Genomic DNA, 19,262 nt, shown 5'->3' with positions numbered 1-19,262 from the left:
GGATCTCACCCAGACGAAACGCAGACCGACCGTATGCACGCAGACCGTACGCACCCGACGCCGGTCACCGACCGCACCGGGACCCGCGAGTTGCCGGAGGTCGCCGACACCGAGGCTTTCGGCGCCGAACTCGCGACCGTGCTCTCCCCGGGTGACCTCGTGATCCTCGACGGCCCGCTCGGCGCGGGCAAGACCGCTCTGGCGCGCGGGATCGGCGCAGGTCTGGGGATCGAGGGCCGCGTCACGTCGCCGACCTTCATCATCGCGCGTGAGCACCGGCCGGGCCGTCCCGGCGGCCCGGCGATGGTCCACGTCGACGCCTACCGGCTCGGGCTGGCCGGTGACGACGGGGAAGGCGGCCTGGCACGCGGCGGTCTCGACGAACTCGACGCCCTGGATCTCGACACCGAGCTGACCGATGCGGTCGTCGTGGTCGAATGGGGTGAGGGTGTTGCCGAGCGGCTGGCCCAGCGCTATCTCGTGGTGCGCTTGCGCCGCGACGTGGACACCGATGTGCGACATGTGGAATGGGAGTGGGTGACCGAGGAATGAGTTCCGGCGGAGGAGATCTCGACGCGGCGCGGACGGTGCTCGCGATCGACAGCGCGACCGACTCGGTGGTCACCGGGATCGTCCAACTGACCGGGGAGACGGTCGCCGACGTGAGGGCGCTCGCCGAGCGCGTCGTCACCGACCATCGCCGACATGCGGAACTGCTCACCACCCTGATCGCGGAATGCCTTGCCGAGTCCGGGATCTCCCGCGATGCGCTGGCCGCGGTGGTCGTCGGATGCGGTCCCGGGCCGTTCACCGGCCTGCGCGTGGGTATGGCCACCGGTGCGGCCTTCGCCGACGCGCTCGGCCTCCCTGCGTACGGCGTGTGTTCGCTGGATGCGCTCGCCCTCGACACGACCCCGCCCGCCGGCCGTCCCGACGTCCTCGTCGTCACCGACGCCCGGCGCCGAGAGGTGTACTGGGCGCTGTACCGCGACGGTGCGCGGGTGCGCGGCCCCGAGGTCACCGCCCCGGCGGCGGTCGCCGACGAGTTGTCCCCGGTCTTCACCGCCGGCGAGGTCGGCGCGGCGTCGGGTTCGGCGTCACATCTGGAACTGGTCGGCTGGACGGGAGCGCCGCCCCAGGCCACCGTGCCATCGGCGCGCGGACTCGTCGCGGCGGCCGCCCCCGCGATCATCGCCGGCGAGATTCCCGAACCCCTTGTGCCGCTGTACCTCCGACGCCCCGACGCGGTCGAGCAGAAGGCCCGGAAACTGGGAGCCGCGCGGTGACGGCACCGGAACTGATCATCGACGCACTGACCTACGGCGACATCCCGCGGTGCGCGGCGCTGGAGAAGCAGATGTTCGCCGAGGACTCGCCGTGGCCGGCCTCGGCGTTCCGGGCCGAACTGAACGCGCCCTACAACACCTACTTCGCGGCGCGGGAACGCGCGGGTGGGGAGGTCATCGGTTACGCCGGGATCTCCACGCTCGGTCAGCCCGACGCCTACGAGTGCGAGATCCACACGATCGCCGTCGATCCCGCCCATCGCGGTCGGGGGATCGGAAAGGCCCTGCTCGACGCGATGCTGACGGTGGCCGACGCCGTCGACGCACCGGTCTTCCTCGAGGTCCGCACCGACAACGACGTCGCGATCACCCTGTACTCCCGGCACGGCTTCAGCACCGCCGGGATCCGCCGGAACTACTATCAGCCGTCCGGCGCGGATGCCTACACGATGTTGCGGGTCCCGAGTTCGGGGCGGCCGCTCGATCCCGAGGAGGGCCCGGCGTGATCGTCATGGGCATCGAGAGTTCCTGCGACGAGACCGGAGTCGGGATCGTGCGCTGGACGCCGGCCGACGGTGACACCCCCGGCTACGCGACCTTGCTCGCCGACGAGGTCGCCTCGAGCGTCGACGAGCACGCGCGCTTCGGCGGTGTCGTCCCCGAGATCGCCTCGCGCGCACACCTCGAGGCCATCGTGCCGACGATGCGCCGCGCCCGTGAGGCCGCCGGCATCGACCGGCCCGATGCCATCGCCGTCACCATCGGACCCGGGCTCGCCGGTGCGCTGCTCGTCGGCGTCGCCGCGGCCAAGGCCTATGCACTCGCCTGGGACGTGCCGCTGTACGCGATGAACCATCTCGGTGGCCACGTCGCGGTGGACACCCTCGAGCACGGTCCGATGCCCGAGTGCGTCGCGCTGCTCGTGTCAGGCGGACACACCCATCTGCTGCACGTGACCGATCTCGCCGAGCCGATCGTCGAACTCGGCACCACCGTCGACGATGCGGCGGGGGAGGCCTTCGACAAGGTCGCCCGGCTCCTCGACCTCGGCTTCCCCGGTGGGCCGGCCCTCGACCGTGCCGCCCGCGACGGTGACCCGAAGGCCATCGCGTTCCCCCGCGGGATGACCGGCCCGCGCGACGCCCGCAACGACTTCTCCTTCAGCGGTCTCAAGACGGCGGTCGCGCGGTACGTGGAGAAGTGTGAGCGCGACGGGGCGGCGGTTCCGGTGGCCGATGTCGCGGCGTCGTTCCAGGAGGCCGTCGCCGACGTGCTCACCATGAAGGCGGTCCGTGCGTGCGGCGATCTGGGGGTCGACACCCTCGTCCTCGGCGGCGGGGCCACCGCCAACTCGCGGATCCGGTCGCTCGCGGAGGAACGCTGCGCGGCCGCCGGTATCACGCTGCGTGTGCCCAAGCCGCGACTCTGCACCGACAACGGGGTCATGATCGCCACCCTGGGTGCCCACGTGATCGCCGGAGGGGCGGCGCCGTCGCCGCTCACGGTGGCCTCCGACCCGGCGATGTCGGTGCGGGTCAGTCAGCTCTGAGCCGTCTCCGGTGGTCCCGGCGCCCCTGAGCTGTGATCGCGGCGAGCGAAACTCCGGCATTTTGCACCCTCCACCCTTGAGTGCTGGCACTCGCACGTATAGAGTGCTAGTCGGCGCTGAGTGAAGCCTCGGACACCCGCGACGACGAGGTTTTGTCCCAGGGCCATGAACGTGCAGATTCTTTCTCAGTACGAAAGTTGAGGACTCACATCGTGGCGAGCGTGAACATCAAGCCGCTTGAGGACAAGATCCTGGTGCAGGCCGTCGAGGCCGAGACGACCACCGCCTCGGGCCTGGTCATCCCGGACTCCGCCAAGGAGAAGCCGCAGGAAGGCACCGTCATCGCCGTCGGCGAGGGTCGGGTCACCGAGCAGGGCAACCGCGTCCCCGTGGACGTCAAGGAAGGTGACACCGTCATCTACAGCAAGTACGGCGGCACCGAGATCAAGTACGCCGGTGAGGAGTACCTGATCCTGTCGGCGCGCGACGTCCTCGCCGTCATCGGCAAGTAGGACTCGGGCCACACAGACCCCGCGAGTCGTCTCGTGACTCGACGCACCGCCCCGGCTCCCCGTGCAGGGGTACCGGGGCGGTGTGCGTTGTGCCGGACGACTCCCGCGAAGAAAGAGATTCATGGCCAAGCAGATTGAATTCAACGAAGTAGCGCGCAAGGCGCTCGAGCGAGGCATCGATCAGCTCGCCGACACCGTGAAGGTCACCCTCGGCCCGCGCGGCCGGCACGTGGTGCTCGCCAAGGCCTTCGGCGGACCGAGCGTCACCAACGACGGCGTCACCATCGCCCGGGACATCGACCTCGAGGATCCCTTCGAGAACCTCGGTGCCCAGCTGGTGAAGTCGGTCGCGACCAAGACCAACGACGTCGCAGGCGACGGCACCACCACCGCAACCGTTCTCGCGCAGGCGATGGTCAAGGCCGGTCTGCGCAACGTCGCCGCCGGTGCCAACCCGATCGCACTCGGTCAGGGCATCAGCAAGGCCGCCGACGCACTGAGCGAGGCCCTGCTGGCCGCCGCGACCCCGGTCGACGGCGAGCAGTCCATCGCCCAGATCGCCACCGTCTCCTCGCGGGACGAGGAGATCGGCGAGATGGTCGGCAAGGCGATGAGCGTGGTCGGCGCCGACGGCGTCGTCACCGTCGAAGAGGGCTCGGGCCTGCAGACCGAACTCGACATCACCGAGGGCGTGCAGTTCGACAAGGGCTTCCTCTCGCCGTACTTCGTCACCGACGTCGACAGCCAGGAAGCGGTCCTCGAGGACGCGCTCGTGCTGCTGTACCGCGACAAGATCAGCTCGCTGCCGGAGTTCCTGCCGCTGCTGGAGAAGGTCGTCGAGGCGGGCAAGTCGCTGCTGATCGTCGCCGAGGACGTCGAGGGCGAGCCGCTGTCGACCCTCGTGGTCAACTCCATCCGCAAGACCATCCGCGCAGTCGCGGTGAAGTCGCCGTTCTTCGGTGACCGTCGCAAGGCGTTCATGGAGGACCTCGCGGTCGTCACCGGCGGCACCGTGGTCACCTCGGACGTGGGCCTCACCCTGTCGACCGTGGGCCTGGAGGTCCTTGGTTCGGCGCGTCGTGTCGTCGTCACCAAGGACGCCACCACGATCGTCGAGGGTGCGGGCACCAAGGAGGCCATCGCCGGTCGCGCCGCGCAGCTGCGTCGCGAGATCGAGGCGTCGGATTCCGACTGGGACAAGGAGAAGCTCGCCGAGCGTCTGGCCAAGCTGGCCGGCGGCGTCGCCGTCATCCGCGTCGGTGCGGCCACCGAGACCTCGCTCAAGGAGCGCAAGCACCGCGTCGAGGACGCCGTCGCCGCAGCCAAGGCCGCGGTCGAGGAAGGCATCATCCCCGGCGGCGGTTCGGCCATCGTCCAGGCGTCGAAGGTGCTCGATGAGCTCGCCGACTCGCTGACCGACGACGAGGCGCTGGGCGTCCGCGTGGTCCGGGACGCCGCCAAGGCCCCGCTGTACTGGATCGCCTCCAACGCGGGTCTCGACGGTGCCGTGGTGGTGTCCAAGGTCGCCGACCTCGGCAAGAACGAGGGCTTCAACGCCGCGAGCCTCACCTTCGGTGACCTCGTCGGCGAGGGCATCATCGACCCGGTGAAGGTGACCCGTTCCGCGGTTGTCAACGCCGCCTCGGTCGCCCGCATGGTGCTCACCACCGAGACCGCGATCACCGATCAGCCCGCGGAGGAGCCGGCCGGCCACGCCGGACACGGTCACGCCCACTGATCCGAGCGCGTCGCTCCGGTAGTACACAACACAGGAGCCGGGCATCCTCTGCGGATGCCCGGCTCCTGTGTTGTTCGCGGTGGTGCCGCGGTGGCCCTGACGCCGGCGGGTCCCTTTCCGCCGGCGGCTACGGACTGTTCAGCTCGCCAGGCGGCGGCCGACACCGCGCTTCATCAGCATGCTGCGCTCGGACTCCGAGAGCCCGCCCCAGATCCCGTAGGGCTCGGCCACGGCGAGAGCATGCTCGCGGCACTGGGCGATGACGGGACACTGGTGGCACATCTCCTTGGCGCGACGCTCGCGCTGGGCGCGCGCACGGCCGCGTTCACCGTCAGGATGGAAGAACATCGCAGAGTCGACGCCGCGGCAGAGGCCGGACATCTGCCAGTCCCAGATGTCTGCGTTGGGGCCGGGGAGATGGTTGGGCTGAGGCATGGCAGCTGCTCCTTGTCTAGGGCCGCACCGTGGTGCGCGGTGGAGAAACGTCGATTTCCTGCAACGCTGTGGCTCACATTAAGCGGGCCTGAGAAATGGCGTCAATACCGTCGAAATCGGCCATCCGCAGGGTGAAAGTCTCGGAAATGTTAACGGCGCGTTAGATGGACGGAAGGTGCTAGCACAGTGCTCCCCGGGGGTTTACATGCCGTCTGGATGGACGAAACGAATGGTCGATGACCTGCAACTATCCGATAGTTTGTCATTCCTCGGGAGGGCGCGTGTGCGTTGATCGGCAAACGACGACCATGTCAACGGTTAACACCAAGGAAATCTTCTTCTCATCCGCCGGTGATCTGGTCTCAGGATTAACGTTGGGAATCGTTCGTTAAATTCATGCAAACCAAAAGAGATGTAGTGATCAAGACCACTTCACAGGGCCTCGACAGGGCCTCTGAACTGCGTTGGGAGGCTGCCGTCGAGGCGGGGGGCCGCGGTGAGTACGCCTCGGCGCTCACCGATCTGGCGCGATTGGGTGTGGACGTGAGGTCCGCGCACGGGTCGATGCCGCGCGACCCGGATGCGGCGGCACTGCTGTCACTGTGCCGCAGCACGACGGCCTCTCTACTCAGGCAGGGCGGACGCCACGACCTCGCGCAGGGGGTCGACGGCCACGCGTTCGCAGCCGTCGCGATGGTCGATTCGGCCCCGGGCACCGTGGCAGCCGCCGACCCGGTACGGGCGGCACGGGCCGACGCCCTCATCGGACTGGCAGCGGACAACCTCGGTCTCCTCCGTTTCGGAGCATCGGGGAGATTGCTGGACCGGGCCCGGAAGCTGTTGTCCCCAGAGGGCTGGGCCTCGGCGGAGCGTGTGGACTGGCTCACACTCGGGCGGTGCCGGCTGCGCTGGGAGTGGGTCAGTGCCGAACTCGGCCTCTATTCCGGAAACAGTGCGGCGGGGCTGTCCCACGCGGAGGCGGGCACTGCGCTCGTCCGGCATCTGTCTGCCACCTCGGGCGTGCCCGCGCGGCACCGCGTCAAGACCTCTCTCATCCATGCGGCGGCACTCGCCGGTGTGGGGGAGATCGGGGTGTCGGCCACCCAGGCCCGCGATGTCGTCGTCGACGCAGGTGAACGTGGTCTGCTGCCCCTGGAGTGGGCGGGACTGAGCCTCCTGACCGGTATCGGTGCGGCGTCGGCCTCGGAGGAGGAGAGGTATCGGGACCTTCGCGCCACGCTGGTCGGTAAGGGCATGGCACTGAGGCCCGAGGGTTGATGGCTAAGGTGTTTGAGGGTCTGCCTCGGCGTTGACGTGACGTTCAGGGGTGTCGGGGCCCGTAACAGGACCGGCTCACAAACGGTCAACCGATCTGTAACACGGGGATTCCTACGCGCGATGAAGCTGACAGGTGGTGAGTTGGACGACGCCGTCCGGGCCGCAGGCCAGGGCGATCGTTCAGCTCTCACGTCAGTCCTCGAGAGCGTGCAGGAACCGATCCTGCGCTATTGCCGAGGGCGAATCGGAACCGGAGAACGCCATCTGTTCTCCGCAGATGACATCGCGCAGGAGGCTTTGATGGCGGTGATGACCGCGCTGCCCCGTTATCGGGACCAGGGCAAGCCGTTCATGGCCTTCGTCTACGGCATCACCTCGCACAAGGTCGCCGACGCCATGCGGGTCGCCGCCCGGGTCAAGTCCGATCCGGTGGAGGACGTGCCCGAGGTCGGTCACGTCACCGGCGGACCGGAGCAGTTCGCCCTCGACGCCGACGGCAGCAGGCGGATGCGCGCCCTACTCGACATACTTCCGGAGAAACAGCGCGAGGTGCTGGTGCTCCGGCTGGTCGTCGGCATGTCAGCCGAGGAGACGGCCCAGATGATCGGAAGCACCGCAGGTGCGGTTCGTGTCGCCCAGCACCGGGCGTTGGCGAAGTTGAAGGACGAGTTGAAACGGACAGGAGGTCACGATGAGCGGAGGATCTGACTGGCGCCATCGTCGCTCCGTCCACGGGCGTGAGCAGCTCAGCCGTCCCGGTCAGCCGCCGGCCGACGGTCGGGGACCGGGTCCGAGCGGCCCGTCCGCCGGTGGTCCCGCGTCCGCCGACGGCGACCTCGAGCGCGAAATGGGCGTGGCCGGCGGGGAGTCGCTGGACCTCTCCGAGGTCGGCTTCGACGAGAACTTCCTCGAGGCGCTCGCCCACGACGTCCCCGTCCCCACGCGCGACGACACCGAATACGAACTCGCAGAACTTCTCTCGGGCTGGCGCAACGAGGTCGTGTCGACCCCGGTGCCGGAGCTGGTCTCCGTCGACGACGTCGAGCGGGCAATCGAGAGCACCGAACGCGCGAGTCGTGGCCGTCGAATGGTGCGCCACCTCCGCGTCGTGTCCGGCGCGGCCGCGATCGTCATCGTCGCGGCAGCCGGCCTGACCGTCATGTCCGAGGGCTCGCAGCCGGGCGACCCGCTGTGGGGCGTCAAGCAGGTCGTGTTCGCCGAGGCCGCTTCCGAGACCAAGGCGGCCTACGATGTGCGCGGCAACCTCGAGCGCGCCGAGGCCGCCATCGCCGCCGGCGACACCGCCGCGGCCGCGAGCTTCATCGCCAAGGCCCAGAACAGCATGGGGCCGATGCGTGACAAGGACACCCGCCAGGAGATGTCGGACTGGATGAACCGACTCCGTGCCGGTGCCGGTCTGCCGTCCACCAGGCAGGCGACGTCGTCGGCCGACCGGTCGGAGCCCGCGGTGACCGAGTCGGGTGAGCCGACCACCAAGCCGGACGTGCGTAAGCGGTCCGAACGGCCGTCGCCCTCTGACATCTCCGTGACCACCGCGCCCACGACCGAGGTGCCCGCCCCGGTCGAGGAGCCCGGTCAGAGCGAGCCGACCGTGCCGTCGAGCCCGCCCAGCGAGCCGACCGAGGAGGTGCCGTCGACGAGCTCGTCGATGACGCGGACCCCGGCCGACTTCCCGGCCTTCCCGTGGACACCGCCGCCCGGCGTCGATGCGTCGGAGGGGCACCCTCGATAGCCCGCCTCAACTCCACAGACGACGGCGCCCGTACCGAGATCGGTACGGGCGCAGTCGTATGAGAGGGAGTGGTGGTTCGAGATCGTCCCGGGTCAGCGGCCTTCGTCGTAGTGGTTGCGGGCGTCGGCGTAGCCGCGGCAGTAGTCCCAGGTGACGTAGGCGTCGGGGCGCGGGTCGACGGCCGGCTCGTGCGGCCGGACGGTGCCGTCGATGAGGAGCTGGATCAGGTTCGCGCGGAGCATGTCCCAGTCGTGGTAGTGGTCCTCGTGGCAGTCGTCGCAGACGACGACGAGGCCCCGGACGCCGCGATGGGCGAGCAGTGCCTCGTAGACGGCGAGGTCGGCGAGGTCCTCTTCGACCGCCAGCCGCTCGTTCTCGTCCAACGGGATACCGGGCTCGACGCTGTCCAATGCGGAAGCGGGGTCGCTCGGGTCGTCGGCGAACGGATCCGGCGGGAGGCCGGGTGGGAGGTGGTCACGCACACCACCACCGTAGCGGATTCCCGGGCTGTCACGCCGCAGGCGTTCGAAGGTATTCAGGCGATATACGGCGGGCGTGGCGGAGGTGGCAACACGGGCCCCGGATACGGTCATCGGTACCGGAGTGCACGTGTGACGATCGCCGCATCGGGCGAGTCGATACGATGGACCGATGACGCATGTTCGCACCGGTGGAGACGATCCCGGCAAGGTCGCAATGCTCGGCCTGACCTTCGACGACGTCCTGTTGCTGCCCTCGGCCTCGGATGTGATCCCGAGTGAGGTCGACACCTCCTCGCGGGTGACCAAGAACGTCACCCTGCGCGTGCCGCTGGTGAGCTCGGCGATGGACACCGTCACCGAGTCTCGCATGGCCATCGCGATGGCGCGCGCCGGCGGTATGGGCGTGCTGCACCGCAACCTCTCCATCGAGGCGCAGGCGGCCCAGGTGGAGACCGTCAAGCGGTCCGAGGCCGGCATGGTGACCGATCCGGTCACCTGCTCGCCGACCCACACCCTCGCCGAGGTCGACGCGATGTGCGCGCGGTACCGCATCTCCGGCCTGCCCGTCGTCGACGACAAGGGCGAGCTGATCGGCATCATCACCAACCGCGACATGCGCTTCGAGGTCGACCAGAACCGACCGGTCGCCGAGGTCATGACCAAGGCGCCGCTCATCACCGCGCAGGAGGGTGTCTCCGCCGAGGCCGCCCTCGGGCTGCTGCGTCGCAACAAGATCGAGAAGCTGCCGATCGTCGACGGAAACGGCCGCCTCACCGGTCTGATCACCGTCAAGGACTTCGTCAAGACCGAACAGCACCCGAACGCCACCAAGGACTCCGACGGTCGCCTGCTCGTCGGCGCGGCCGTGGGAACCGGCGGACCCCAGTGGGACCGCGCGATGGCGCTGACCGATGCCGGCGTCGACGTGATCATCGTCGACACCGCCCACGCCCACAACCGTCTCGTGCTCGACATGGTCGCGAAGCTCAAGGCCGAGGTCGGCGACCGCGTCGACGTGGTCGGCGGCAACGTCGCCACCCGTGAGGCCGCACAGGCCCTCATCGACGCCGGTGCCGATGCGGTGAAGGTCGGCGTCGGACCGGGCTCCATCTGCACCACCCGCGTCGTGGCAGGTGTCGGCGCACCGCAGATCACCGCGATCCTCGAGGCCGTCGCCGTCTGTCAGAAGGCCGACGTCCCGGTCATCGCCGACGGCGGTCTGCAGTACTCGGGCGACATCGCCAAGGCCCTCGCGGCCGGTGCTTCGACCGCAATGCTCGGTTCGCTGCTCGCCGGCACCGCCGAGGCGCCCGGTGAGCTCGTGCTCGTCAACGGCAAGCAGTTCAAGAGCTACCGCGGCATGGGTTCGCTCGGTGCGATGCAGGGACGCGGTCAGGCCAAGTCGTACTCCAAGGACCGCTACTTCCAGGACGACGTCCTCAAGGAGGAGAAGCTGGTCCCCGAGGGCATCGAGGGTCGGGTGCCGTTCCGCGGGCCGCTGTCCCAGGTGATCCACCAGCTGGTCGGTGGCCTGCGCGCCGCGATGGGTTACACGGGGTCGTCGTCGATCACCGATCTGCAGACGGCGCGGTTCGTCCAGATCACTGCGGCCGGACTCAAGGAGTCGCATCCGCACGACATCACCCTGACGACCGAGGCACCCAACTACTATTCCCGCTGACATCCCCCTGGTGTCCCCGGTCCGTTCGGGCCGGGGACACCGTAGGGTCGATGTGCAGCTGAACTCCCCAGAAAGGCGCACTGGTGCGTGACCTCGTCGAAATCGGCATGGGCCGGACGGCCCGACGGACCTACGAACTGGACGACATCAGCATCGTCCCGTCCCGTCGGACCCGTTCCTCCAAGGACGTCTCCACCGCGTGGCAGATCGATGCCTACCGGTTCGAGTCGCCGATCCTGAGCCACCCGACCGACGCGCTGGTGTCGCCGTCGGTGGCCATCGAGCTCGGCAAGCTCGGTGCGCTCGGCGTCATCAACGGCGAGGGGCTGTGGGCCCGGCATCGCGACGTCGACGCCAAACTCGAGGAGCTGGCCGCCATCGCCGCCGGTGATCCCGATCCCTATGCCGCGGTGCGTCATCTGCAGAAGCTGCACGCCGCACCCCTCGACAGCGGTCTGCTCGCCGAAGCCGTGGCGCAGGTGCGCGACGCCGGTGTCACCACCGCGGTCCGCGTCAGCCCGCAGCATGCACCCGAGCTGACCCCGGCACTGCTCAAGGCCGGTGTCGAGCTGCTCGTCGTGCACGGCACGATCATCTCCGCCGAACACGTCGCCCAGGTCGACGGCGAGGGTGCTCGCGAGCCGCTGAACCTCAAGACCTTCATCGCCGAACTCGACATCCCGGTGATCGCCGGCGGCGTGCACGACCACCGCACCGCGCTGCACCTGATGCGTACCGGTGCGGCCGGCGTGATCGTCGGGTACGGCTCGGCCGCGGGTGCGACCACCACCGGTGAGGTGCTGGGCATCGGCGTGCCGATGGCCACCGCCATCGCCGATGCGGCCGCCGCCCGCCGCGACTACCTCGACGAGACCGGCGGACGCTACGTCCACGTGATCGCCGACGGCGACATCCACAACTCGGGCGATCTGGTCAAGGCCATCGCCTGCGGTGCCGACGCCGCCGTGCTCGGTACGCCGCTCGCCGCCTCGGCATCGGCTCCCGGCGGTGGTTGGTACTGGCCGTCGGCTGCTGCCCACCCCGACACCCCGCGCGGTGCGCTCCTGCAGGTCGCCGGCAACGCCGACCGTCCGAGCCTCGAGCGTGTCCTCAACGGTCCGTCCGACGACCCGTTCGGCGAGCTCAACCTCGTCGGCGCCCTGCGTCGCGCGATGGCCAAGGCCGGGTACTGCGACCTCAAGGAGTTCCAGCGGGTGGGGTTGTCCGTCCACGCTTGACGCTCCCTGAGTAGCGTCCTGAGCTTGCGGAGGATCGGCACACTCGCTCCCTGAGTAGCGTCCGGAGCTTGCGGAGGACGCGTATCGAAGGGTTAGGGTGACCTGGGTCATCCCATGTGACAACGACCATTAGCATGGTCTCCATGGGTGTGAAGAAGCGATCCGACAGCTCTCCTGAGTTCGACGTCCTCATCGTCGGCTCTGGTTTCGGCGGCAGCGTGAGCGCGCTGCGCCTGGTGGAGAAGGGCTACCGCGTCGGCGTCATCGAGGCGGGTCGCCGCTTCTCCGACGACGAGTTCGCGAAGACCAGCTGGCGTCTCAACCGCTGGCTGTGGGCGCCGAAGCTGGGACTGTACGGGATCCAGCGCATCCACGCGCTGAAGGACGTGATGATCCTGGCCGGTGCGGGAGTGGGCGGCGGTTCACTGAACTACGCGAACACGCTGTACAAGCCGCCGACGCCGTTCTTCACCGACCCCCAGTGGAACCACATCACCGACTGGGAGGACGAGCTCACGCCGTATTACGACCAGGCGCGGCGCATGCTGGGCGTGGTCAAGAACCCCACCATCACCTCTTCGGACCGGATCGTCGCCGAGGTGGCGGAGGAAATGGGCGTCGGCCACACCGTGACCCCCACGCCCGTCGGCGTGTTCTTCGGCGCGAAGACCGGCTTCGACGGAGCGCCCGGCGAGACGGTGCCCGACCCGTATTTCGGCGGCGCCGGACCCGATCGCACCGCCTGCACCGAGTGCGGCGCCTGCATGACCGGCTGCCGTGTCGGCGCCAAGAACACGCTGATGAAGAACTACCTGGGACTCGCAGAACGCAACGGCGCCAACATCATCGACCGCACGACGGTCGATTCGCTGGTCCAGCGGGCCGACGGTTCGTGGGAGGTCGGGACGCACCACTCGTCGTCGTGGGGACCGCTGGGACGTCGCAGGCGCACCTTCACCGCCGGCCAGGTGATCCTCGCCGCGGGGACATTCAACACCCAACGCCTGATGCATCACGCGAAACTGACCACGCTGCCGCAGATCTCGGATGCGATGGGACGGTTGACGCGCACGAACTCGGAGTCGATCTTGGGTGCGATGGGGTCGCGGATCGATCCGGAGAACGACTACTCACGCGGCGTCGCGATCACCTCGTCGTTCTACCCGGAGCCGAACACCCACATCGAGCCGGTGCGATACGGCAAGGGCTCCAACGCGATCGCGTATCTGCAGACGTTGCTCACCGACGGTGGCACGCGTCGCAACCGGTTCGGTCAGTTCCTCAAGCAGGTCGCGAAGAACCCGTTCCTCCTGGTTCGGCTGCTCGTCGTGAAGCAGTGGAGCGAGCGCACGGTGATCGCTCTCGTCATGCAGAACAACAACAACTCGCTGACGACCTTCGTGCGCAAGCGGGGTCCGCTGCGCTACGTCACCAGCAAGCAGGGGCACGGCGAGCCGAACCCGACGTGGATCCCCAAGGGCAACGAGGCAACCCGCCGGATCGCCGCCAAGATGAACAGCGGGATCGCCGGCGGCACGTGGGGCGACATCTTGAACATGCCGCTCACCGCCCACTACCTCGGTGGGTGTGCCATCTCCGATGACCCGACGACCGGCGTCATCGACCCCTACCAGCGCGTGTGGAACTACCCGACGCTGCACGTCACCGACGGTGCATCGATCTCGGCCAACCTCGGTGTGAACCCGTCGCTGACCATCTGCGCCCAGGCCGAGCGTGCGATCGCACTGTGGCCGAACAAGGGTGAGGACGACCGCCGGCCGCCGCAGGGGGAGAGCTACCGGCGCATCGATCCCACGGTGCCGACGTCGCCTGTCGTCCCGGCAGACGCTCCCGGCGCGCTGCGCTTGCCGATCACGCCGGTCACCCGGCCCGCCTGACGGGATTTCGTAGAAGATATGCGGCTATAGCGCGCATTTTCTCTACGGATCGCGGGGGTTAGTCGAGGCCGCGAGCGGTGAGCGTGTCGGCGAATCCGTCGGCGGTGCGCAACGCGGCCAGTACCACCGGAGCGACGAGGATGCGAGGTCCGGGGCGGAGCCCGCGGGCCTTGCGCGCCTCGTCGACCTCGCGCACCACCTCGACCATCAGTGGGATCGCGCGGATGGTCAGCGCCAACGCGATGGCGATGAGGTCGGTGCGGACGCCGACGTGACGCAGCGGGCTCAGGCCGCGGACGATCGCGTCGAGCATGTCGGTGGTGCGGGTCGTCAGCGTGACGACCGTGGCGAGCGCGACCGACAACGCCAGCAGTCCGCAGACCACCACGGCCCGACGCCAGTCGGTGAAGATGACCTGGAAAACGAAGATGAACAACAACATCCAGAGCAGGGGCCGCAGCTGCTTGGCGGCCTCCCGGGGACCGATGCCGGCCAGTGCGAAGGTCACCGCGACCGCGAGCGCCGCGATCCCCAGTGCGGGCAGCGTCCGCACGGTCAGCGACATCACCAGGATCGCCACGGCCATCGCGACGAATTTGACTCCCGGCGGGAGCCGGTGCAGCAGGGTGTTCCCGGGACGGTAGACGCCGAGGACGTTCACGACATCAGTGTCCGGTAGTAGGCGAGAGCGGGCGAGGGTTCGTCGTCGGCGACCACCCGGCCGTCGTCGATGACGATGACGCGGTCGAAGCCGTCGAGGATGTCGAGATCGTGACTGACGACGATGAGTTGCTCGTCGAGCGTCGCGAAGACATCGGTGAGCATGCGGGTGTTGCGGAGGTCGAGGAGTGTGGTCGGCTCGTCGGCGACGATGATCGCGGGGTCGGTCACGAAGATCGACGCCAGCGCGAGAAGTTGCTTCTGCCCGCCGGACAGGCGTTGCGCGGGATGGTCGGCGTGCTCGCCCAGTCCGAACCGGTCGAGCACCCCGAGGGCCCGGGCCGCGCGCTGCTTCTTGTCGAGGTCGGTGCGCCGCAACGACAGTTCGATGTCCTCGATGACGGTCGGCATGATGATCTGCCGGTCGGGGTCGGAGAAGATGAACCCGACGCGGCGTCGGACCTCACGTTTGTTGCGGGACACGTCGAGACCGTCGACGGTCACCGTGCCCGACGCGGGCACGACGAGCGCGTTGATCATCCGCGCCAGCGTCGACTTCCCGCTGCCGTTGGCCCCGACGATGCCGATGCGGTTCTCGGTGAGGTCCAACGAGACATCGCGCAGCACGACCCGGTCGTCGTAGGCGTGCGAGACGTTCGTGAACTCGATCATCGAAGCGGGGCGATCGCGGAGCGGCTCAGCTGCCGGCGACGGTGCGCCGGGACAGTCGGAGCGGCTCGATCAGGCCGGGTCGGCCGCGGTGGATCTGCGCGGCGACCAGTGCGCCGACGACGACCTTGAGAACGTCGCCGATGATGAACGGGCCGTTCGACGTGATCGCCGCCCACACCGTCAGGTCCGTGCGCAGGACCAGTCCGATCACCCCGAACAGGTAGAGGACGAACATCCCACCCAGTGCGTTGATCCCGATGCCCCAGAGAACGCGGTAGCGGGGCTTGTCGCCGACGGACATCATCGCCGCGGTGAGCACGCCGATCACGATGACCGCGGGCAGGAAGCCGACGAAGTAGCCGGCGGTCGGGGAGGCCAGCGCGGTCAGGCCGCTGCGTCCGCCCGACAGGATCGGGAGTCCGGCGATGGCCAGCACCATGAAGATGACGACCGCGAGGGTGCCCTTCTTGGGCCCCAGGACGGCTCCCGCCAGGATCACACCCAGGGTCTGGAACGTGATCGGCACGCCGCTGGTGCCGATGTTGATGGTCCCGGGCAGGCCGAGCGCGGCGATCAACGCGGCGAAAACGGCGGCCTGGGTGAGATCGCCGATGCTCAGCGACCATGCGGAGGTGCGGGGAGATGCAGTCATGTCGGTGTCGAAGTATTTCACGTCGTGGTCGACCACTAGACTCGACCGGGTGACAGACTCTTCTGCTGAGGATTTCCTCGAGGGCCCGCGGCCCGTTCTCGTCGTCGACTTCGGAGCGCAGTACGCGCAGCTGATCGCACGAAGAGTGCGTGAGGCCCGGATCTACTCCGAGGTGATCTCCCACGACGCGCCGCTGGCGAAGATCCAGGAGAAGAACCCGGTCGCGATCATCCTCTCGGGCGGACCGGCGTCGGTGTACGCCGAGGACGCCCCCGAACTCGATCCCGCCGTGTTCGACCTGGACGTCCCGGTCTTCGGCATCTGCTACGGCTTCCAGGCGATGGCCGCGAAGCTGGGTGGCGAGGTCGCCAACACCGGTGGTCGCGAGTTCGGCCGCACCACCCTGACGGTGAACGGCGAGGGCATTCTGCACCAGGGCCTCTCCGACACCCAGCCGGTGTGGATGAGCCACAACGACGCGGTGCAGCAGGCCCCGGAGGGCTTCACCGTCACCGGTTCGACGCCGGGCGCCCCTGTCGCGTCGTTCGAGAACCTCAAGCGCCGTATGGCCGGCGTCCAGTACCACCCCGAGGTGCTGCACACCCCGCACGGCCAGCAGATCCTCACCCGCTTCCTCTACGAGGTCGCCGGGCTGGAGGCCACCTGGACCGCGGCGAACATCGCCGACGCCCTCATCGATGCGGTCGCCGATCAGATCGGCGACGGCCGGGCGATCTGCGGTCTGTCCGGCGGCGTCGACTCCGCGGTGGCCGCCGCGCTGGTGCAGCGCGCCATCGGCGATCGCCTCACCTGTGTCTTCGTCGACCACGGACTGCTCCGCGCCGGTGAGCGCGAGCAGGTCCAGCACGACTTCGTCGGTGCGACCGGCGCCAAGCTGGTCACCGTCGACGCCGCCGACAAGTTCTTGAAGGAACTGTCCGGTGTGAGCGACCCGGAGACCAAGCGCAAGATCATCGGCCGCGAGTTCATCCGCTCCTTCGAGGGCGCGGTGAGCGAGGTCCTCGGCGAGGAGGCCGAGGCAGGGGAGAAGGTCGACTTCCTGGTCCAGGGGACCCTGTACCCCGATGTCGTGGAATCCGGTGGCGGCAGCGGCACCGCGAACATCAAGAGCCACCACAATGTCGGCGGCCTGCCCGACGACCTCGAGTTCAGCCTCGTCGAGCCCCTGCGCCTGCTGTTCAAGGACGAGGTCCGCGCCGTCGGCCGTGAACTCGGGTTGCCCGAGGAGATCGTCGCACGCCAGCCGTTCCCGGGCCCGGGTCTCGCGATCCGCATCGTCGGCGAGGTGACCGCCGATCGTCTGGAGATGCTGCGCAAGGCCGATCTCATCGCCCGTGAGGAGCTGACCGCCGCCGGTCTCGACGCCCAGATCTGGCAGTGCCCGGTGGTGCTTCTCGCCGACGTCCGAAGCGTCGGCGTCCAGGGCGACGGCCGCACCTACGGACACCCGATCGTGCTGCGTCCCGTCTCGAGCGAGGACGCGATGACCGCCGACTGGACCCGCGTGCCCTACGAGGTCCTCGAGGTCATCTCGACGCGCATCACCAACGAGGTCCCCGACGTCAACCGCGTCGTCCTCGACGTGACGAGCAAGCCGCCGGGCACCATCGAGTGGGAATGACCGAACACGATCAGGCCGGCGTGGACATCACGCCGGCCTGATCGCATTCACCCCTCGTCCCTCATCCCCGGCTACGTGTTCCGGAGATGATCAGGATCAGTCCGATGAGCAGTCCGATGCCGACGGCCGCCCAGCCGAGGTTCGCCGCGTCGGGCAGTGCCGGTCCGCCGGCGAGTCCCCACCCCGCGACGGCCAGGGCCGCGATGCCCACGACCCCCAACCCCGGTGCGCGGTGGGTCGATTCGGTGTGGTCGTCAGCCATGTTCGGGCCGCTGTCGAGTTGCTCGTTCATCGGGTGACCCGAACCTCTCCCATGCCGGTGTGTGCGTCGATCTCGAGGACTGGTCCGTCCGTGCCGTCACGGCCACCGTCGAGTCCGGCGGGACAGTCGATGTCGCCGATGCCGGTGTCGCAGGTGACGCGGACGTTCATGTTCTCGGGCAGCGCGACCTCGATGACGCCCATCCCGTTGCGCAGTTCCACGCGTCGGTCGGCGGTGAGGTCGATCTCCCGCAGGTCGAGGGTCATCTCGCCCATCCCGAGGGTGTACTCGGGCTGGATGTCGTTCTCGCTCAGCGGCTTCCAGTTCCGGTCGCCGGCCCCGCCGGTGGGCAGGGTGACACCGGAGACCGTGGTGGTCACGATGGTCGCGACACCCAGCAGGATGGCGACCGGCAACAGGCCGGTGCTGTGCTCACCGGTGCGCCGACGCAGCGTCGCGGCCAGCACGAGGCCGGCACCGACGACCGCCAGACACAGGGACAGGATGCGCGGCACGGTGAACCAGTCGACCCCCGCCTGATGCAGGGCGGTCCCGATCGCTCCGACGATGACCGCCAGCCCGAGGACGATCAGCGTCAACGGTGACCGGCGACGCCGCTGCTCGACCGGCTTCGCCGGTGTGGCGGGTTCGGGCAGATCCCAGGCGAACGGGGCCACGCCCAGCGGATCCCAGGAGGGCGGGGAGGTGTCGACGTCGTCGGAGGCGGGCACCGGTGTCGGCAGGGGTGACCAGCGCTGCGTCCCGTCCGATGCGGTGTCGACGTCGCTCTTGGTCATGGAGATCTCCTCTGTGGCCGCGGGGTCAGTTGACTCCGTGGTCGGGTTCTCGGTCGTTGCCGGACCCCGTTGTGTTCCGGTGTCGGCCGCAGGTTTCTGCAGGTTCACGTTCGGTGCGCTCGTGGAGGTGGGCGTGTTCGCCGGGGCGCCGGTGATCCCGGTGCCGGCCATGGCGCGCGGGACCCAGCGTTCGAACTGTCCCGCCGTCGGCGGCGGCACGACGACGTCGGTGACGGCGACGGTGTCGATGCTGGTACCGGGCGGGGGAGTCGGAGTGCGCAGGTGGAGCAGGTACCACCCGCCCAGCATGAGGATCGCGCCGACCAGGCCGCCCGACCCCCAGGTGCGGTTCGGGCCGACCGAGGTGACGATGACGATCGCGAGGACCGCCAGCACGATGAACTGGGGATTGCCCCACGGCGGTCCGTGGCGTCGGTGACCGCGGTGCCCGGCGTTCGCGGCGCGTACCGCCTCGGCCTGGGCGCGCTGCCGGCCCGGGAACGCGATCCACGCCGCGAGGTACAGGATGAGCCCGCTGCCGCCGAAGAAGGCGGACACCACGAAGGCGATCTTCACGAGCGTGGGATCGACGCGGTAGCGGGCGGCGATGCCGCTGCACACGCCGGCGATGGTCCGGTTCTCCGGACGGTAGGGGCGTGTCGACCACATCTCCCTGATCTGACTCTGGAACTCCTTGGTGTCCATGGCGATCATCGTGCTCTGCCGG

20 protein-coding genes are annotated in these 19,262 nt (G+C 68.8%); 13 read left to right on the top strand and 7 right to left on the bottom strand.

Annotation, left to right across the window (positions count from 1 at the left end; all coding sequences use genetic code 11):
- The first annotated feature begins 33 nt into the window (after nucleotides 1-33).
- From tsaE to groL, 6 genes are all read left to right on the top strand, one after another.
- A complete protein-coding gene (gene tsaE / locus GONAM_RS06630) occupies nucleotides 34-552 on the top strand; it encodes a tRNA (adenosine(37)-N6)-threonylcarbamoyltransferase complex ATPase subunit type 1 TsaE (RefSeq protein WP_051992505.1) in 519 nt (172 codons plus the stop codon).
- On the top strand, nucleotides 549-1,286 hold the full coding sequence (tsaB, locus tag GONAM_RS06625) for a tRNA (adenosine(37)-N6)-threonylcarbamoyltransferase complex dimerization subunit type 1 TsaB (protein WP_006865997.1): 738 nt from the start codon (nucleotides 549-551) through the stop codon (nucleotides 1,284-1,286). The genes tsaE and tsaB overlap by 4 nt, the downstream gene beginning before the upstream one ends.
- Nucleotides 1,283-1,792, top strand: a complete 510-nt coding sequence (rimI, locus tag GONAM_RS06620) for a ribosomal protein S18-alanine N-acetyltransferase (protein ID WP_006865996.1) — start codon at nucleotides 1,283-1,285, stop codon at nucleotides 1,790-1,792. The genes tsaB and rimI overlap by 4 nt, the downstream gene beginning before the upstream one ends.
- Nucleotides 1,789-2,835: a tRNA (adenosine(37)-N6)-threonylcarbamoyltransferase complex transferase subunit TsaD gene (gene tsaD / locus GONAM_RS06615; RefSeq protein WP_006865995.1), complete on the top strand. Its 1,047-nt coding sequence runs from the start codon at nucleotides 1,789-1,791 to the stop codon at nucleotides 2,833-2,835. The genes rimI and tsaD overlap by 4 nt, the downstream gene beginning before the upstream one ends.
- A gap of 212 nt (nucleotides 2,836-3,047) precedes the next feature.
- Entirely contained in the window at nucleotides 3,048-3,347 is a 300-nt protein-coding gene (gene groES / locus GONAM_RS06610) for a co-chaperone GroES (protein ID WP_004019185.1), read from the top strand.
- Nucleotides 3,348-3,468: 121 nt separating this feature from the next.
- Nucleotides 3,469-5,085: a chaperonin GroEL gene (gene groL, locus GONAM_RS06605; RefSeq protein ID WP_006865994.1), complete on the top strand. Its 1,617-nt coding sequence runs from the start codon at nucleotides 3,469-3,471 to the stop codon at nucleotides 5,083-5,085.
- A gap of 138 nt (nucleotides 5,086-5,223) precedes the next feature.
- On the opposite strand, the gene GONAM_RS06600 is transcribed toward groL, so the two are convergent.
- Nucleotides 5,224-5,520: a WhiB family transcriptional regulator gene (locus GONAM_RS06600; RefSeq protein WP_006865993.1), complete on the bottom strand. Its 297-nt coding sequence runs from the start codon at nucleotides 5,518-5,520 to the stop codon at nucleotides 5,224-5,226.
- Between the two features lie 417 nt (nucleotides 5,521-5,937).
- Between GONAM_RS06600 and GONAM_RS06595 the strand changes: the two genes are divergently transcribed.
- The 3 genes from GONAM_RS06595 (at nucleotide 5,938) to GONAM_RS06585 (ending at nucleotide 8,551) form a co-directional block, all read left to right on the top strand.
- On the top strand, nucleotides 5,938-6,798 hold the full coding sequence (locus GONAM_RS06595) for a hypothetical protein (protein WP_006865992.1): 861 nt from the start codon (nucleotides 5,938-5,940) through the stop codon (nucleotides 6,796-6,798).
- Between the two features lie 120 nt (nucleotides 6,799-6,918).
- The gene (locus tag GONAM_RS06590; protein WP_040535584.1) at nucleotides 6,919-7,506 is read left to right on the top strand and encodes a sigma-70 family RNA polymerase sigma factor; all 588 of its coding nucleotides are present in this window, start codon (nucleotides 6,919-6,921) and stop codon (nucleotides 7,504-7,506) included.
- Nucleotides 7,490-8,551 (top strand): anti-sigma-D factor RsdA, encoded by a 1,062-nt coding sequence (locus GONAM_RS06585; protein WP_006865990.1) that lies wholly within the window; start codon nucleotides 7,490-7,492, stop codon nucleotides 8,549-8,551. Before GONAM_RS06590 ends, GONAM_RS06585 begins: the two co-directional genes overlap by 17 nt.
- Nucleotides 8,552-8,643: 92 nt before the next feature.
- Here the strand turns inward: GONAM_RS06585 and GONAM_RS06580 are convergent, their stop codons facing one another.
- Nucleotides 8,644-9,033 (bottom strand): DUF5319 domain-containing protein, encoded by a 390-nt coding sequence (locus tag GONAM_RS06580; protein WP_005195870.1) that lies wholly within the window; start codon nucleotides 9,031-9,033, stop codon nucleotides 8,644-8,646.
- A 169-nt stretch (nucleotides 9,034-9,202) separates the two neighbouring features.
- Here GONAM_RS06580 and guaB point away from each other — a divergent pair, with 169 nt between their 5' ends.
- The 3 genes from guaB to GONAM_RS06565 all read left to right on the top strand — a co-directional run bounded on the left by guaB (nucleotide 9,203) and on the right by GONAM_RS06565 (nucleotide 13,850).
- Nucleotides 9,203-10,714 carry an IMP dehydrogenase gene (gene guaB, locus GONAM_RS06575; RefSeq protein WP_006865988.1) on the top strand — a complete coding sequence of 504 codons (1,512 nt, stop codon included), beginning with the start codon at nucleotides 9,203-9,205 and terminating at the stop codon, nucleotides 10,712-10,714.
- A gap of 83 nt (nucleotides 10,715-10,797) precedes the next feature.
- Nucleotides 10,798-11,952 (top strand): GuaB3 family IMP dehydrogenase-related protein, encoded by a 1,155-nt coding sequence (locus GONAM_RS06570; RefSeq protein WP_006865987.1) that lies wholly within the window; start codon nucleotides 10,798-10,800, stop codon nucleotides 11,950-11,952.
- 143 nt (nucleotides 11,953-12,095) lie between these two features.
- Complete coding sequence (locus GONAM_RS06565; RefSeq protein WP_006865986.1) at nucleotides 12,096-13,850, top strand: GMC family oxidoreductase N-terminal domain-containing protein; 1,755 nt, start codon at nucleotides 12,096-12,098, stop codon at nucleotides 13,848-13,850.
- Between the two features lie 58 nt (nucleotides 13,851-13,908).
- On the opposite strand, the gene GONAM_RS06560 is transcribed toward GONAM_RS06565, so the two are convergent.
- Genes GONAM_RS06560 through GONAM_RS06550 form a run of 3 tightly spaced genes read right to left on the bottom strand, consistent with a single transcriptional unit; the run spans nucleotide 13,909 to nucleotide 15,834 of the window.
- Nucleotides 13,909-14,511 carry an energy-coupling factor transporter transmembrane component T family protein gene (locus GONAM_RS06560; RefSeq protein ID WP_006865985.1) on the bottom strand — a complete coding sequence of 201 codons (603 nt, stop codon included), beginning with the start codon at nucleotides 14,509-14,511 and terminating at the stop codon, nucleotides 13,909-13,911.
- A complete protein-coding gene (locus GONAM_RS06555; protein ID WP_006865984.1) occupies nucleotides 14,508-15,182 on the bottom strand; it encodes an energy-coupling factor ABC transporter ATP-binding protein in 675 nt (224 codons plus the stop codon). Before GONAM_RS06555 ends, GONAM_RS06560 begins: the two co-directional genes overlap by 4 nt.
- A gap of 25 nt (nucleotides 15,183-15,207) precedes the next feature.
- Nucleotides 15,208-15,834 carry a biotin transporter BioY gene (locus GONAM_RS06550; protein WP_040535643.1) on the bottom strand — a complete coding sequence of 209 codons (627 nt, stop codon included), beginning with the start codon at nucleotides 15,832-15,834 and terminating at the stop codon, nucleotides 15,208-15,210.
- Between the two features lie 49 nt (nucleotides 15,835-15,883).
- Here GONAM_RS06550 and guaA point away from each other — a divergent pair, with 49 nt between their 5' ends.
- Entirely contained in the window at nucleotides 15,884-17,476 is a 1,593-nt protein-coding gene (gene guaA, locus GONAM_RS06545; protein WP_006865982.1) for a glutamine-hydrolyzing GMP synthase, read from the top strand.
- A 61-nt stretch (nucleotides 17,477-17,537) separates the two neighbouring features.
- Here the strand turns inward: guaA and GONAM_RS06540 are convergent, their stop codons facing one another.
- The gene (locus GONAM_RS06540; protein WP_006865981.1) at nucleotides 17,538-17,768 is read right to left on the bottom strand and encodes a hypothetical protein; all 231 of its coding nucleotides are present in this window, start codon (nucleotides 17,766-17,768) and stop codon (nucleotides 17,538-17,540) included.
- Entirely contained in the window at nucleotides 17,765-19,249 is a 1,485-nt protein-coding gene (locus tag GONAM_RS06535; RefSeq protein ID WP_040535581.1) for a PspC domain-containing protein, read from the bottom strand. Before GONAM_RS06535 ends, GONAM_RS06540 begins: the two co-directional genes overlap by 4 nt.
- Nucleotides 19,250-19,262 lie beyond the last annotated feature (13 nt).

Origin of the sequence: Gordonia namibiensis NBRC 108229 (genome assembly GCF_000298235.1) — a bacterium.
GTDB classification, from domain to species: domain Bacteria; phylum Actinomycetota; class Actinomycetes; order Mycobacteriales; family Mycobacteriaceae; genus Gordonia; species Gordonia namibiensis.
Note: the sequence above shows the minus strand (reverse complement) of the source record. Positions and strands in the feature narration are given on the sequence as shown.

Bases quoted from the DNA above. Each gene is read 5' to 3' on its own strand.
- tsaE (WP_051992505.1), top strand. From the start codon at position 34: ATGCACGCAGACCGTACGCACCCGACGCCGGTCACCGACCGCACCGGG.
- tsaB (WP_006865997.1), top strand. From the start codon at position 549: ATGAGTTCCGGCGGAGGAGATCTCGACGCGGCGCGGACGGTGCTCGCG.
- groL (WP_006865994.1), top strand. From the start codon at position 3,469: ATGGCCAAGCAGATTGAATTCAACGAAGTAGCGCGCAAGGCGCTCGAG.
- GONAM_RS06600 (WP_006865993.1), bottom strand. From the start codon at position 5,520: ATGCCTCAGCCCAACCATCTCCCCGGCCCCAACGCAGACATCTGGGAC.
- GONAM_RS06590 (WP_040535584.1), top strand. From the start codon at position 6,919: ATGAAGCTGACAGGTGGTGAGTTGGACGACGCCGTCCGGGCCGCAGGC.
- GONAM_RS06585 (WP_006865990.1), top strand. From the start codon at position 7,490: ATGAGCGGAGGATCTGACTGGCGCCATCGTCGCTCCGTCCACGGGCGT.
- guaB (WP_006865988.1), top strand. From the start codon at position 9,203: ATGACGCATGTTCGCACCGGTGGAGACGATCCCGGCAAGGTCGCAATG.
- GONAM_RS06565 (WP_006865986.1), top strand. From the start codon at position 12,096: ATGGGTGTGAAGAAGCGATCCGACAGCTCTCCTGAGTTCGACGTCCTC.
- GONAM_RS06555 (WP_006865984.1), bottom strand. From the start codon at position 15,182: ATGATCGAGTTCACGAACGTCTCGCACGCCTACGACGACCGGGTCGTG.
- GONAM_RS06550 (WP_040535643.1), bottom strand. From the start codon at position 15,834: ATGACTGCATCTCCCCGCACCTCCGCATGGTCGCTGAGCATCGGCGAT.
- GONAM_RS06540 (WP_006865981.1), bottom strand. From the start codon at position 17,768: ATGAACGAGCAACTCGACAGCGGCCCGAACATGGCTGACGACCACACC.
- GONAM_RS06535 (WP_040535581.1), bottom strand. From the start codon at position 19,249: ATGATCGCCATGGACACCAAGGAGTTCCAGAGTCAGATCAGGGAGATG.